The following is a 14,895-nucleotide window of genomic DNA, read 5'->3' on the forward strand; positions in this document are numbered from 1 at the left end:
CCGGGCGGGCCGGCTGTGTGGGCGCCGGGGATGACATCCGGGCGGGGTGCGGCAAGGATGGGGAGCATGGTTGAGGAAGGTGCGCTGCTCTGGGAACCCACCCCGGAGATCGTGGAGAACGCCAGGGTCACCCGTTACATGGAGTGGCTCGGCCGGCCGGTCGACTACGAGGCCCTCTGGCAGTGGTCGGTGGACGATCCGGCCGCGTTCTGGACGTCGGTCTGGGACTACTTCGGCGTGGTGGGGGAGCGTGGTGACGGGCCCGTCATATCTGGGACGATGCCCGGCGCCGAATGGTTCACAGGAGCGACGCTGAACTACGCGGAGAACGCGCTCCGCCTCGCCGCCGCCGAGCCCGACCGGCTCGCGGTGGTCGCCCGCGACGAGGCGGGCGCGCGGCGCACGCTCACCCTCGGCGAGCTGGCCGCAGAGGTCGCGCGGGTCCGCACCGGCCTGGCCCGGCTGGGCGTCGGCCGGGGCGACCGGGTCGCCGCCTACGCCCCGAACACTCCGGAGACGCTCGTCGCCTTCCTCGCCACCGCCTCCCTGGGGGCGATCTGGTCCTCCTGCTCGCCGGACTTCGGCGCGCCCAGCGTGATCGACCGCTTCACCCAGATCGAGCCGAAGGTGCTCCTGGCGGTGGACGGCTACGACTACAACGGCAGGCGCTTCGACCGTGCCGAGGTCGTCGACGGCATCGCCGCCAAGCTCCCCACCCTCGTCGCCCGGGTCCGCCTGCCCTCCCCGGGCGCGGGCACGGCGGAGCCCAGTGGGAGCACGGGCGTCCCGGTCCTGGAGTGGGAGGAGCTGCGCTCGGCCGACGGGCCGCTGGCCTTCGAGCGGGTCGGCTTCGGCCACCCCCTGTGGATCCTCTACTCCTCCGGCACCACCGGCCTGCCCAAGCCGATCGTGCACGGCCACGGCGGCGTGGTGCTGGAGCACCTGAAGGCGCTCTCCTTCCACCAGGACCTCGGCCCGGACGACCTGTTCTTCTGGTACACCACGACCGGCTGGATGATGTGGAACTACCTCATCGGCGGTCTGCTGGTCGGCTCTGCCGTGCTGCTCTACGACGGCTCGGCCGCCCACCCCGGCACCGACGCCCTGTGGCGGGTGGCCGCCGAGGAGGGCGTCACCTACTTCGGCACGGGCGCGCCGTACATCATCGCCTCGATGAAGGCGGACGTGGCGCCGTGCGGGCTGGAGCGGCTGCGCGGCCTCGGCTCGACCGGCTCGCCGCTCCCGCCGGAGGGCTTCGCCTGGGTGCAGGAGAAGCTCCCGGCGGTCCAGCTCGGCTCGTTCTCCGGCGGCACCGACGTGTGCACCGGCTTCGTCGGCGCGGTGCCGCTGCTGCCGGTCCGCGCGGGCGTCATCCCCTGCCGCTGCCTGGGGGCGAAGGTCGAGTCGTTCGACCCGTCCGGCGCGCCGGTCACCGGCGAGGTCGGCGAGCTGGTGCTGACCGTGCCGCTGCCGTCCATGCCGGTCATGTTCTGGAACGACCCCGACGGCTCGCGGTACCGGGAGAGCTACTTCGCCGACTACTCCGGCGTCTGGCGGCACGGCGACTGGATCAAGATCCTGCCCGACGGGGGCTGCGTGATCTACGGCCGCTCCGACTCGACCCTGAACCGGGGCGGCGTGCGGATGGGCACCAGCGAGTTCTACCGGGTGGTCGAGCGCTTCGAGGAGATCGCCGACAGCCTGGTGATCGACACCGGCAGGCTCGGCCAGGAGGGGCGGCTGCTGCTCTACGTGACCATGGCCGAGGGCGCGGAGCTCACCGGCGACCTGGTGGCGCGCCTGCGTACGGCGTTGCGCACCGAGCTGTCCCCGAGGCACGTCCCCGACGAGATAACCGAGGTGCCCGGCATCCCGCGCACGCTGAGCGGCAAGAAGCTGGAGGTCCCGGTCCGCAAGATCCTCCTCGGCACCCCGCCGGAGCAGGCCGCCAACCCCGACGCCATGGCCAACCCCGAGGTCCTGGCCCACTTCACGCCGCAATCCTGAGACGGCCGCAGATCACTGAAGTACAGTTCACTGATCTGTACTTCAGTGATCTGCGGAGGCGTGGATGGTCGAGAAACCGGACCACATCTTCGACCGCGAGTGGGAGTGGGAGTCCCTGGTCTCCTTCGCGACCGGCACGCAGGCCGAGGTGGCCTTCGGCGTCGTCAGCGGTCGGCGCAGGCAGGGCAAGACGTTCCTGCTCAAGGCGCTGGCCGAGGCGATGGGCGGCTTCTACTTCGAGGCGGTCGAGGGCACGAGCATCGAACTGCTCCGCCTGTTCGGTATGTCTCTGGCCCGGCACACGGGCTCGCCCGTGGGCTACCCCTTCGCGGACTGGCGGGACGCGCTGACGTTCTTCTTCTCGCTCCCGCAGGACCGGCCCCTCCCGCTGGTCATCGACGAGTTCCCGTACCTGATGAAGGCGGAGCCCGCGCTGCCGTCCATCCTCAAGCAGGAGATCGACCTGCGCGGGCGGGCCCACCGGGGCAGCAGTCTCGCCCGGGTGCTGATCTGCGGCTCGGCGCTCTCCGTGATGGGGAAGATCCTGTCCGGCCAGGCCCCGCTCCGCGGACGGGCCCGGCTGGAGCTGGTCGTCCAGCCGCTGGGCTTCCGCGAGGCCGCCGCGTTCTGGGGCATCTCGGATCCCCGGCTGGCCGCGCTCGTGCACGCGATCGTGGGCGGGACGCCCGCCTACCGGGACGAGTTCGTCGCCGGGGACCTCCCCGCCTCGCCGGAGGACTTCGACGACTGGGCGGTCCGCACGGTCCTCAACCGGCGCACGTCCCTCTTCCGGGAGGGGCGCTACCTGCTGGCCGAGGAGACGGACATCCGGGACCCCGCGCTCTACCACTCGGTCCTCGCCGCGGTCGCCGAGGGGAACGGCACCTGGGGCGGGATCGCGGGCCACATCGGCTACAAGTCCTCCGACATCGCCCACCCGCTCCACGTGCTGGAGGGCTGCGGGCTCCTGGCGAAGGAGAAGGACGCCTTCAAGTCCGCCTCGCAGTACCGGATCACCGAACCGGTGATCTCCTTCTACCAGGCCGTCATGCGCCCCGAGTGGACCGACCTCGGGCTGGGGTACGCCCGGGAGGTCTGGGACCGGTCCCGGCAGCGCTTCCTCTCCAAGGTGATGGGGCCGCACTTCGAGACGCTGTGCCGGGAGTTCGCGACCCGGCACGCCCGCGAGGTGTTCGAGGGCGGGGTGGGCGAGGTCGCGGCGGGCACCGTCGTGGACCCGTCCACCAGGAAGCAGATCGAGGTGGACGTCGCCGTGCTCGGCCCCGCCTACCCGAACGAGGCGCGCGCGGTGCGCTCCCTGGGCGAGGCGAAGTGGGACAAGGTGATGGGGCTCCGGCACCTGCAGCGCCTGCGCCGGGCCCGGGACCTGCTCGCCGCGAAGGGCTATGACACCTCCGGGACGGTCCTTGCCTGTTACAGCGGAGCCGGGTTCGACGCCGACCTCACCGCGGAGGCCCGGCGGGACGACCGGGTCCTCCTCGTGGACCTGCCGGCCCTGTACGGCATGCGCCCGCTCCGGTAGCCGTCACGGCGCAGGCTCGGCGCCGAAGAGGGGCAGGCAGGGACCGAGGCCGTGGATCTCGAAGCCCGGCAGGGTGGTCCAGTCGTCGCGGGTCAGGCGCAGGCGCCGCAGATCGGCGGCCTTCCCCCGGCGGCTGTGGGTCTCGATGCCGTCGTCGCGGTAGCCGAGTTTGCGGGAGACCGCGAGCGAGGCGTGGTCGTCGGTGAACGCGCCGGAGACCGCGTAACGGGCGTCCAGGCCGTCGAAGGCCAGGTGGAGCACGGCGGTGCGCATCTCGGTGCCGATGCCCTTGCCCTGGAAGCGCCGGCCCAGCCAGGAGCCGGTCGAGACCTCCCGGGTGACCGCGAAGTCCGAGCCCGAGAGCTCCTGCATCCCCACGACCCGCCCCTCGCAGGCGACGGCGAACAGGCAGCTCCACCGCTCCGGCGACCAGGAGGCCCATGTGCCGAAGTGGTACTGGAGCGTGCCGAGCGCCCGCGCGGCGGGCTCGGCGTCGGTCCAGGGGAAGGTGAACGGCATGAGCTCCGGGTCGTGCACTCCCTCGGCGGCCAGGTCTGCCAGGGCGTCGAGGTCGTCGAGCGAGGGCAGGCGCAGTTCGAGCCGGGGCGTGGTCACCCGGAGCCGGAAGATCGGGAAATGCCGCATGCCTGTCAATTTTGCAGATCTGTCTGCGGCCTGGTCCAACCGATTTATCGCGGGAGCGTCCGGAGGGAAGCGCCTCCACCGGCCGGGGCGAGCGGCATCCCGCTCTTCCGAGCGGCGGACCGGAGAGAGTGGTGACACAAGTCACTAAACTACAGTTAACTAAACTACAGTTTAGTAGAATCGCATCATGTCGATCATGAAGCCCGAACGCATCTTCGACCGGGACGCCGACTGGAGAGCTCTGGTCGCCTTCGCGGAGCACGCCGCTCCGGAGCCGGTTCTCGGAGTGGTCAGCGGCAGGCGCAGGCAGGGCAAGACCTACCTGCTGACCGCGCTCGCCGAGGCCATGGGTGGCTTCTACTTCGAGGCGGACGAATCCACTGAGACCGAGGCGCTCCGCCTGTTCGGCGCCGCGCTGGCGCGCTTCACCGGAGCCCCCGCGCCGATCATGTTCGCCGGCTGGGACGACGCCCTCGACCACTTCTTCTCCCTGGCGAGAGAGCGCCCCATCCCGCTGATCATCGACGAGTTCCCGCTCCTGATGAAGGCGAGCCCCGCGCTGCCCTCGATCCTCCAGCGCCATCTCGACAGACGCTGGCACGTCGACCGGGAGCCGTGCTTCGCGCGTGTCCTGCTGTGCGGCTCCGCGATGTCGGTGATGGGACGCCTGCTCTCCGGGCAGGCGCCGCTCCGCGGCCGCGCGGGCCTCGAAATGATCGTCAAGCCGCTGCGCTACCGCTCCGCCGCCGCCTTCTGGGGCGCGGATGACCCCGCGCTCGCCGTACTCCTGCACGCAGTAGTCGGTGGCACGCCCGCCTACGGCCGCCAGTTCGTCCGCAACGACGCCCCGGACGGACCGGCCGACTTCGAGGAGTGGGTCTGCCGTACGGTGCTCAACCCGCAGACGCCGCTCTTCCGGGAGGCGCGCTACCTCCTCGCGGAGGAGGTGGAAGCACGTGATCCCGGGCTGTACCACTCCGTCCTGGGCGCGATCGCGGCCGGAAACGCCACCAACGGCGGGATCGCCGCCTATGTCGGCCGGAAGTCCGCGGAGATCGCCCACCCGCTCCACGTACTGGAGGACTGCCAGCTGATCGTCAAGGACTGCGACCTCATCCAGCGCAAGAAGCCCGTCTACCGGATCGCGGAGCCTCTCATCGCCTTCTACCAGGCGGTGATGCGCCCGCGCTGGGCGGCGCTCGAGCTCGGAGAGGCCGAACGGGTGTGGCGGGGGTCGCGACCGCGGTTCCTCTCCCAGGTCGTCGGCCCGGATTTCGAGCAGATCTGTCGGGACTGGGCGATCACAGCGGACGACGTCTTCGACGAGCCGCCGGGCGAGGTCGGATCCGCCCTCCTCGTCGACCACTCGAAGCGGGAGAACAACAAGATCCAGCTGGATGTCGTGGTGATGACCCCCGCGCTCCTCGGGGAGCGGCAGCGGGTCCTCTCGATCGGTGAGGCCGAATGGGACAAGGTCATGGGGGTGGGGCATCTGGCCCGGCTCCGCCGGGCGCGGGAACTGCTCACGGCCCGGGGGCATCGCGCCGAGGAGACCGTTCTCGCCTGCTACAGCGGGGCGGGCTTCGACGAGGACCTCCGGGAGGAGGCCCGCCGGGATCCCCGTGTCCTCCTCGTGGACCTAGCCGCACTGTACGGCTGAGGCCGTCCGGACCATGTGACCGCCGTCCGTCCGGGACATTCCTCCCGGGAGGGTGGGGACAACGGCTCAGGCGGCCTGGGACGGCGGCCGGATTGACTCCGGCACATGCTGAAAAATCCGGATTCCTTCCGCCGGACCGTCGCCGGGCTCGCCCTGCTCGGCTGGCCGGTGCTGCTCTTCCTCGCCTTCCTGACCTCGCCCCCGGGCGCCGAGCACGACCCGGAGGTCTTCCGCGCGCAGGCGGGATCCGTCCAGGTCAGCGCCCTGCTCTACCTGTGGGCGGCGCTCGCCTTCATCCCCGTCACCCTCGGCCTGGCCCACCTGCTCAAGCACCGCGCCCCCCGCACCGGGAACATCGGCGCGGCGCTCGGGCTGGTCGGCGCCGGGCACGCGCTGACCCTGTTCACCACCGACTTCTACGACCTGGCGCTCGCCCGGACCCTGTCCGGCGCCCAGGCCGAGCAGGTGATCACGCACGCGAACGAGCTGCCCGGCTTCGTGTTCGGCATGCTGCTGCCCTCCTTCCTCGCCCACGCGGGCCTGCTCACCCTGCTGGTCGGGCTGGCCGTGACGAAGTTCGCCCCCTGGTGGGTGCCGGCCGTCTCGTTCGCCGGCACGCTCGTGCCGTTCGCGACCGTGGACCAGCCGCCCGCCGTGCAGTCCGTCGGCGCGCTCCTCCAGCTGGCGGCCTACGGCCGGCTCGGGCTCCTCGTGCTCCGCATGCCGCAGCAGGAGTGGGACCGGCCGGAGCTCACAGCCCGGCCTCCCGTGCCCGCATGATCGCCTGGGCCCGGTCCGCCACCTGGAGCTTGGCGAAGACCGCCGAGACGTGGTTGCGCACGGTCTTCTGGCTCAGCCCGAGCCGGGCGGCGATCTGGGGGTTGGTGAGGTGCTCGGCCACCAGGGCGAGGATCTCCCGCTCCCGGGGGGTCAGCTCGGGCAGTGCGGGCTCGGCCCGCTCCCGCTCGGCGAAGTAGGCCGCCATCCGCGCGGCGATGGCGGGGCTGAAGATCGCCTCGCCCTCGGCCGCCGCCTGCACGGACCGGACCAGCTCCGCCTTGCGCGCGCCCTTGAGGACGTAGCCGCGGGCGCCGGCCCGCATGGCGGCGAAGACCGCGTCGTCGTCGTCCGACATGCTGAGCACGACCACCCGGACGTGCGGATGGTCGCGGACCAGCCGCTCGGTCGCGGCGACCCCGCCCATGCCGGGCATCGTCAGGTCCATGAGGACCACGTCCGGCTGCGCCCGCCCGACGAGGGCCAGCGCCTGCTCGCCGCTCGCGGCCTCGTCGGCGACCTCGATCCCCTCGGCGCCCGAGAGCAGGGCGCGCAGCCCGGACCGGAACCCGGTGTGGTCGTCAACCAGCAGGACCCGGATCACCGGCCCCCCCTCCCACGCGATCTCCCTCGTGCGCGGGGAGCAGCACCCTGACCCGGGTCCCGCCCTCCGCGCGATCCTCGACGGTGCACGATCCTCCCAGCTCCGCGGCACGCTCCCGCATCGAGGCCAGCCCGACGCCCTGCCGCGCGCCCGGCTCCGGCGCGGCCGGCCGTACCCCGTCGCCGTCGTCGAGGACCTCCAGCACGAGCGTCTCCCCGGCCACCCCGATCCGCAGTTCCGCGCAGGTCGCGCCCGCGTGCCTGCCGACGTTGGCCAGCGCCTCGGCCGCGATGCGGTAGGCCGCCACCTCGGTGGCGGCGGGCAGCGGCGGCAGCCCGTCCGGGACGTGCGCGGCGACCCGCAGGCCGGGCGGCTGCCGGGTCGCCAGGGCGCGGAGCGCGCCGGCCAGGCCCAGCGAGTCGAGCGCGGGCGGGCGCAGCCCGTCCACGAGCGTGCGCACGTCGGCCGTCGCGGCCTCGGCGTCGCGGACGAGGTCGGCCAGCAGGCTCCGGGCCCGCTCGTCGGCGACCAGGTCGTGCGCGGCCTCCGCCCGCATGGTGAGCGCGGCCAGCGTGGGGCCGAGCCCGTCGTGCAGGTCGCGCCGGAGGCGGCGGCGCTCCTCCTCCCGGGCCATCACCAGCCGCTCCCGCGAGCGCCGCAGGTCGGCGGAGAGCCGTACGGCGTGCACGGCCACGGCGACCTGCCTGGACAGGTCGGTCAGCACCCGCAGGTCGCGCGGGCCGAACCCGCTCTCCCCCGCGCGCGGGGCCAGGATGAGGTCGCCGACCCGCGCGCCGTCGCAGACCAGCGGCAGGCGGAGCAGCCCGGGGCCTCCGGGACCGGCCGCGCCGTCGGCGCCGTCCCGGGAGTCACGGCGCGCGGGCGCCCAGGAGTGACGCTCCCCGTCGGCCGTCTCCACCGCCGCGTACGGCAGGCGCAGGGCCTCGGCCACCGAGCGCGCGACCCCGGGCAGCACCGCGCCCGGCTCCCCGCTGGCCTCCAGCCGGCGGCCGAGACGGGTGAGCGCCGCGTAGGGGTCGTCCCGCTCGCCGTACGTCAGCAGGTTGACCCAGCCCTGCAGCCGCTGCCGGAGCGGGGAGAAGACGAGGGCGACCAGCCCGGCGGCCAGCACCGAGGACGGCAGCCGGGCCGAGGGGAGGAGCATGCCGAGGTAGCCGACCACCAGGACGTACCCGCCGGTCACGCAGCCCGACAGCAGCGTGTAGACCAGCGTCCGGTTGATCACCAGGTCGATGTCGAAGAGCCGGTGGCGCAGGATCGCGATGCAGATGGCGACGGGGACGAGCACCATGGCGAACGCGCCGGCCAGCTCCCAGGGTGAGTGGACCGGCGGGTAGATGCGCCCGGGGTCGTCGTCGGTCAGTCCCGCCACCAGGCGCGCGTTGGCGGCCAGCAGGGCGAGCGCGACCGCGTAGGCCAGCCATTTGACCTGCGTGCGCTCCAGACCGGTGCTGCGCACCGCCCGCACCAGCAGATCGACGCCCCCGGAGGTGAAGACCACGCCCAGCAGCGCCACCAGCACGGTCTCCGCGATGCGGGCGGGCTCGGCCATCACCGCCACCCCGAGCGGGTTCGGCGCCCCGGGACCGACGCCGACCTGCTCGTTCGTCCCGGGACGGAGCGCGTTCACCGCCATGCCGGCCGCGGCCGCGGCCACCACCACCCGCACGAACGGGCGCCAGCGGGGCGAGGGCAGGGCGCCGCCGGGGAAGAAGAGCGGCACCAGGGCGAGGGAGAAGTTCGCCGGGATCCAGAGCCAGGTCTGCGGCCAGGCCAGGGCCCCGGCCGCCGGCAGGCTCCGCAGGCCCGCGGCGGGCCGGGTCAGGGTCCCGTGGACGGCGTACTCGCCGCAGGCCTCCAGCAGCGCGAAGCAGAGCGCGCTGAGCGCCAGCAGGCGCCCCACCGGGTGCCCCGGGCGGTGCGTCAGGATCAGTCCGCCCGCCAGCGCGCAGGCCGCGTTGAGCAGCAGATGGCTCTGGGTCATCAGCCCGTAGCCGTTGAGGTGGGCCAGGATCGCGGCGCAGGCGATCAGGACCAGGGACAGGGCGCAGGTCGCCCACGCGATGCGCGCCGCTGTGATCACTGCTCCTCCGGGTCCGGTCGGGCACACCGTACCCGCGTCCGCGCCCGGAACGGACGGGACACCGTCCCGGGACACCGCCCGGAGCCCGGAGCCGGGGCCGGAGCCCGGACCCGGAGGGGAGCCCGGGGCCGGCGGTCAGCCGATGTACTCCCGGGGCCGGGCCGCGGCCTGGGCGGCGACGCCGGCGAGCATCGAGCGGGCCCGCACGGCGGCGACCAGGCCGCGGGTGACCCGGCGGGCGGCGAACCGCGTGCCGTGCACGAACCGCATGGCCGGGCCGAACGTGCCGGCCGCGGCCAGCCCCACGGCGAACAGGCCGCTCACGGAGGTCTCGAAGTTCTTCGTCAGCAGGGGAGAGGTCCCGGTGCGCCGGATCGCGTACCGGAGCCTCCCGTCGAGGACGTTCATCCGCTCGACGTCCACGAGGTAGCCGGTGGCGGCGATCACGTGCTCGGTGTGGAGGGTCCGGACGCGCCCGTGCTCGTTGCGGAGGCTCAGGACCACCTCGTCACCGCAGACCGCGCTCGCCAGCGTCTGGCCCAGGACCACGGGGACGTTCCCGTCGAAGCGCCTGCGCAGCCACCACGCCCCGGCCGGGCCGGGGACCGTGCGGACGACGCGGTGGCGGGTGGCCGCCGGGAGGCGGCGGACGGCGCCCGGCAGCGCGGAGCAGGCCCAGGCGCCCCAGCCGGAGCCGAGGCCGGAGACCGGCGACAGCGCCCACCGCAGTGGGGAGGCGTCCGGCTCGGGCGCCTCCTCCCAGCGCAGGGTGTTGACCCGTGCCACCACCCGTGGCCGGGCCCCGGCCTCCAGCAGCAGGGCCGCGGTCTCCAGCGCGGACTGCCCGGCGCCCACCACCGTGACGTCACGGCCCGCGAAGACGGACAGGTCGCGGTGCTCGGAGCTGTGCGTGCACGCCTCGGAGGGCAGACCGGAGAGCACGGCGGGCCGGTGGGCGAACGGCGGGAAGCCCAGCGCGAGCACGACCGTGCGGGCCATGACGGTCTGCCCCGTGGACAACTCGAGGGTGAACAGCCGCCCCTGGGCGCGGACCTCGGTCACGGAGGAGGGATCGAGGGCGTCGCCGATGGTGCGGGCGCGGAACCACCTGCCGTACTCGGCGAACGTCGCCGCGGGCACGGGGGAGCCCGGGGAGCAGGGCAGGCCGCGCGGGCGGCAGTAGGCGTCCAGCCCGTAGCTGCGGTGCGGGTCGGCGAGGTGGGAGGAGGCCGGCTCGGTCTTGAGCAGCGTCCCCGCCGGAATGTTCCGCTCCCAGGTCTCCATGGGACGGCCGTAGACACGCACGTCCAGCCCGGCGGCGACGGCATGGGCTCCGACGGAGAGCCCGTAGGGACCAGCCCCGACGACGGCGACGTCGACTACCGGCGTGCGCATGTCTTCTCCTTGTTCATTTGAATCCCCCGTGAAGGAGCCGGCCCGCGGCTGGCCCCTCGTTTTCCAAATGCTGCGAAAAAATTCTAACGCGGTTATTCCGGAAGGCTCTGGACGCGCCGGTCGAGGCGTTTAAAGCCTCGTCTCCGGCTCTGTCTCGCCATCACCAGGGAAGGGGATGGGGCGTCTCCCGCGCGCCGGATGGGCGTGCCGGCGGCCATCGGGGCCGCGCCGCGACCTCGGTACGGCCTCGGTGCGGGGATCCGGCAGGCACCGGCCGGTGGGCCGTCGAGTCGGGGAAGGCCGCTCCCCGCCGGTCCGGTCGTGCTCGTGAACGCGCCCGCCGAATACGTCGATCCGGGCCGCCGACAGGGCTGCCACTATATAAGGATTCCGCGGGGACGGGTTAATCGGCGGCGGCGTTTCTCTGATATGCATGCACAAGGGCGTGTTCCCGCCGTTCCCGCCATTTATCTTGTTTCCCCTGTTTCTTGTCGATCGCGACATTCCGTACGGGGTCTCCGGAGCCCTCCGCCGATCCCGGGGACGGCCCCGTCAGCCGTGGTCCTCGTCCCACCGCGAGACCGCGACGCGGCCGGAGAGCAGCCCGGCGGCGGCGGACGCCGTGTCCCCGCGCTCGCCTCGCATGACACGCGAGGTGAGCGCCGCCAGCCGGTCCAGCACGGGCCGGATGCCGAAGTCCGCCGCCCGGCCGGCCGCGGCCTGTCCCTCCTGGTGGGCGAGGGCGGGGTGGCGGAGCCGGAGGGCGACCGCCTCGGCCAGGGCACCGGCGTCCCCGGGCGGCACGAGAGCACCGACCCGGGAGGTGACGACCTCCGGCAGGCCGGGGGCGTCGGCCGCGACCAGCGCGCGCCCGCTCGCGAGCGCCTCCAGCGCGGTCAGCGGCAGCCCTTCCCGGGGGAAGGGCAGGACGACCACGTCGGCCGCCGCGTACCAGGGGCGGACGTCGGTGACGACGCCGGAGAACAGGGAGCCCGGCACCGGCGTGTGCGAGCCCGGCGCGCCGCCACTGCCACTGCCACCGCCGCCGTCACCGCCGCCGTCACCACCCCCGCCGCCGTCTCCGACGACCGCGAGACGGGCCTCCGGGCAAACCCGGGCGACCCGCTCCCAGGCGCGGGCCAGCAGGCCCCGCTCCTCCTGCCGGGCCGCCCGGCCGACGCACACCGCCAGCGGCGCGTGCTCGGGGAGACCGAGCATCAGCCGGGTGGCCCTCCTGACACCGGCGTCGGCCGGGCGGAACCGGTCGAGGTCGATCCCGTTGCGGACGACCGCGATGTTGCCCCGCAGGCCGTGGTGGCGGGCGAGCGCCGCCTCGCCCTCGCCCACGCATACCAGCAGGTCCGCCCAGCGGGCCGCGGTCCGCTCCCAGGCCAGCGCCGCCCTCTCCAGCGCCGGGTGGACGGTCGTCCACGACCAGCCGTACGGCTGGAACAGCGTGGGGATCCGGCCGCGGAGCACCGCGCGGCCCGCGAACCCGGCCCCGGCGGAGTGCAGGTGGACGGCGTGCGGGGTGAACAGGTCGATCAGGCGGCGCAGCCGCCGTGCCTCGCCGGGTGCTCCGGCCCCCGGCGACCGGGCCGTCTCCCAGTGCAGCCGCTGCACCCCGAGCGCGGCCAGCTCCTCCGGCAGGCGCCCGTGACCGGGGCAGGCGACGGCGACGTTCCAGCCCCGCCTGACCTGGTCGGCGGCGAGGGCCGCGACCTGGACCGCGACGCCGCCGCCGGTGGTCCTGCTGACATGGAGCACGGAGGGGGCGAGCCCGGCGGGCCATGCCTGCGGTCGGATGGTCATGCCTGTGCCCTCCCCGTGCTCTCCGCCGCCTCCATCGCCTCCGCCGCCTTCCCCGTCTCCATCGCCTCCACCGTGTCTACGGTCCCGGCCGTCCCCCGCGCCCCCGGCGGCTCCGGGGGTTCGGCGAGCACGGCCAGGGCGGGTGCCGGGACCGGGGCGGGGATCGCGGCGGGGGAGGCCTCCCGCAGCAGGCGCTCGTACAGCGTGCCCGTCCGCGCGGCGTGCCGCCGGATGTCGTAGTGGGCGACGGCCGGGGGAGGCTGGAGCCGCAGGGGGCCGGCGGCCGCCAGCGCGCGCAGCTCGGCGCGGAGGCGGCCGGCGTCCGAGGGCACGCGCAGGGCTCCGGGGGCGGCGTGCGCCGGAAGTTCCTCCAGGGCGGGGCAGCAGGAGTAGAGGACGGGCAGCCCCGCGGCGAGCCCTTCGACGGCGGCCAGCCCGAACGTCTCCTCCACGGAGGGGGAGGCGAGCACGTCCACGGCCGACAGCAGCGCGGGCACGTCCGCGGACGCGCCGGCGAAGACCACCCGCCGCTTGATCCCCAGGGCCTGGGCGCGCTCGGCGAGCGCCCAGCGGGCGCCGCCCTCCCCGGCCAGCAGCAGGACGGTCTCGTCGAGGCCGGCCACGGCCTCCAGCAGGACGTCGAAGCGCTTGCCGGGCTCCAGCCTCCCCACGCCGCCCACGACGTGGACGTCCTGAGGGATGCCCAGCCGGGCCCGGGTCTCGTGCCGCAGGCGCGGGTCGTGGCGGTAGAGCAGGGGATCGATCCCGTTGGGGATCACCTCGATCCGGGAGCGCGGCACCCCCCAGCGGGCCAGCCGGTCGGCCACGGCCACCGAGACCGCGACGGTCACGTCGCCCAGGGCCTCCGCCACCCGGTACAGCGCGCGTGTCCCCGGGGTCGTGCGGCGTCCGTCGATCCGCTCCTCGCCGAGCGAGTGCTCCGTCGCGACGATCACGGGCACACCCACCAGGTGCGCGGCCACCCGCCCGTACACGCAGGCGCGGTACAGGTGCGTGTGCACCACGTCGTAGCGGCCGGCCCGCATCAGGCGGGCCAGGCGGCGCACGGCGCGCAGGTCGCGGTGGCCGCGCATGCCCACGTGGTGGACGGGAACGGCGGCGGCGACGGCCTCCTCGACGGACCCTCCGGCGGCCCCCGCGCCGCCCTCCGCGCCGCCCTCCGCGACGGGGGTCCCCTCACCGCCGGCCTCCGCGGCGGCGGCTGTGGGGCCGGTGGGGTCGACTGGGCCGGTGGGCCCGGTGAGCACGGCCACCTCGCACTCGGCGTCCAGGTGCGGCAGCAGGGCCCGCAGCTGCTGCCCGGCCCCGCAGGCGGTCAGGGCGGTGATGACGTGCAGGACCCTCATGAGCGCCCCCAGCGCAGGTCGTGCGCCAGCCGTTTGGCGCGCAGCCGGAGCGGCCCGTCGGAGTCCCCGACGCAGGTCCGGGCGAGCGCGTGCCGCCCGCTGCACTCCGAGCGCCAGATGGCGCAGGCGTAGGAGTAGCCGGCCGAGCGGACCGCGTCCACCTCCCGCAGGCCCGCGTGGCCGTACGGGTAGGAGAACCCGGCGATCTCGCGGTCGAGCGCCTCCTCCAGGACCACCCGGCTCTCCTTGAGCTCCATCTCCAGTTCGGCGTCGGCGGCGCCGGTGAGGGAGACGTGGCGGACGGAGTGCGAGCCGACCTCCATGCCCGCCCCGGTCACCCGGCGCAGCTCAGCCGCACCCATCAGCGGCTTGCGCGGGCAGTCGCGGTCCCAGGCGTTCTCCCCGCCCAGCATCCCGGCCACCGCGAACACGGTGGCGGTGAAGCCGTACCGGAGCAGGACGGGCACCGCGTCGGTGGCGAAGTCGGCGTACCCGCCGTCGAAGGTCAGCCCGACCATCCGGTGGGCCTGGCCGGAGGCCTCGGCGAGCAGCAGCTCCCGCACCGAGACCCCGCGCAGTCCGCGCCGTTTCAGCCAGGCCATCTGGGCGGTGAACCGCCGCGGGGAGACCGTGATGCGGTACGGGTCGCTGTCGTACCTCGATATGGAGTGGTACATCAGGATGTACGGCATGGCCGCCGGTCGCCCGGTCACGTCCGCCTCGTTCCTGGCGTGAAGCCGATCATTTTCGTGATCTCCTTGGATCCGGTGAGTGCTGCTGCGGCGGTGCGGGAGCGCCGCCGTCGGGCGCTCACCCCCTGTGGCCGCGGGGACCGGCTCGGCCGGATGCCGTCTCCGCAACCGGCCGGAATATCATCAGATTTCCCCCAAGTCGGCGTTTCTCTTTGACACCTGAATGCCGCGCCGATCATCGGAAAGGCCGCCGGGGAATTCTGTGGAATTCCGCCTCCGGAGCGGATTC

General features: G+C 74.0%; 11 protein-coding genes. 4 read left to right on the forward strand and 7 right to left on the reverse strand.

The window, feature by feature from the left end:
* Positions 1–66 precede the first annotated feature (66 nt).
* Entirely contained in the window at positions 67–2,007 is a 1,941-nt protein-coding gene (locus ACFOWE_RS07290) for an acetoacetate--CoA ligase (protein ID WP_377286267.1), read from the forward strand.
* Between the two features lie 64 nt (positions 2,008–2,071).
* Entirely contained in the window at positions 2,072–3,550 is a 1,479-nt protein-coding gene (locus ACFOWE_RS07295; RefSeq protein ID WP_377286268.1) for an AAA family ATPase, read from the forward strand.
* A 3-nt stretch (positions 3,551–3,553) separates the two neighbouring features.
* Here ACFOWE_RS07295 and ACFOWE_RS07300 read toward each other — a convergent pair whose 3' ends face one another.
* The gene (locus ACFOWE_RS07300; protein ID WP_377286269.1) at positions 3,554–4,195 is read right to left on the reverse strand and encodes a GNAT family N-acetyltransferase; all 642 of its coding nucleotides are present in this window, start codon (positions 4,193–4,195) and stop codon (positions 3,554–3,556) included.
* Positions 4,196–4,382: 187 nt separating this feature from the next.
* On the opposite strand from ACFOWE_RS07300, the gene ACFOWE_RS07305 reads away from it, so the two are divergent.
* Both ACFOWE_RS07305 and ACFOWE_RS07310 read left to right on the forward strand, forming a co-directional pair.
* The gene (locus ACFOWE_RS07305) at positions 4,383–5,855 is read left to right on the forward strand and encodes an AAA family ATPase (protein ID WP_377286271.1); all 1,473 of its coding nucleotides are present in this window, start codon (positions 4,383–4,385) and stop codon (positions 5,853–5,855) included.
* A 105-nt stretch (positions 5,856–5,960) separates the two neighbouring features.
* A complete protein-coding gene (locus tag ACFOWE_RS07310; RefSeq protein WP_377286272.1) occupies positions 5,961–6,635 on the forward strand; it encodes a hypothetical protein in 675 nt (224 codons plus the stop codon).
* On the opposite strand, the gene ACFOWE_RS07315 is transcribed toward ACFOWE_RS07310, so the two are convergent.
* The 6 genes from ACFOWE_RS07315 to ACFOWE_RS07340 form a co-directional block, all read right to left on the reverse strand.
* Entirely contained in the window at positions 6,607–7,236 is a 630-nt protein-coding gene (locus ACFOWE_RS07315; protein WP_377286274.1) for a response regulator, read from the reverse strand. The genes ACFOWE_RS07310 and ACFOWE_RS07315 overlap by 29 nt on opposite strands.
* Positions 7,214–9,340, reverse strand: a complete 2,127-nt coding sequence (locus tag ACFOWE_RS07320) for a sensor histidine kinase (RefSeq protein WP_377286275.1) — start codon at positions 9,338–9,340, stop codon at positions 7,214–7,216. The genes ACFOWE_RS07315 and ACFOWE_RS07320 overlap by 23 nt, the downstream gene beginning before the upstream one ends.
* Before the next feature lie 135 nt (positions 9,341–9,475).
* Positions 9,476–10,735, reverse strand: a complete 1,260-nt coding sequence (locus ACFOWE_RS07325; protein WP_377286276.1) for an NAD(P)-binding domain-containing protein — start codon at positions 10,733–10,735, stop codon at positions 9,476–9,478.
* Between the two features lie 552 nt (positions 10,736–11,287).
* A complete protein-coding gene (locus tag ACFOWE_RS07330; RefSeq protein WP_377286277.1) occupies positions 11,288–12,547 on the reverse strand; it encodes a glycosyltransferase in 1,260 nt (419 codons plus the stop codon).
* Positions 12,544–13,914: a glycosyltransferase gene (locus ACFOWE_RS07335; protein WP_377286278.1), complete on the reverse strand. Its 1,371-nt coding sequence runs from the start codon at positions 13,912–13,914 to the stop codon at positions 12,544–12,546. The genes ACFOWE_RS07330 and ACFOWE_RS07335 overlap by 4 nt, the downstream gene beginning before the upstream one ends.
* Positions 13,911–14,627, reverse strand: coding sequence for a polysaccharide deacetylase family protein (locus ACFOWE_RS07340; RefSeq protein ID WP_377286280.1), 717 nt, complete (start codon positions 14,625–14,627; stop codon positions 13,911–13,913). The genes ACFOWE_RS07335 and ACFOWE_RS07340 overlap by 4 nt, the downstream gene beginning before the upstream one ends.
* Between the last annotated feature and the right edge of the window lie 268 nt (positions 14,628–14,895).

This window comes from Planomonospora corallina, from assembly GCF_042650625.1.
GTDB lineage: Bacteria > Actinomycetota > Actinomycetes > Streptosporangiales > Streptosporangiaceae > Planomonospora_B > Planomonospora_B corallina.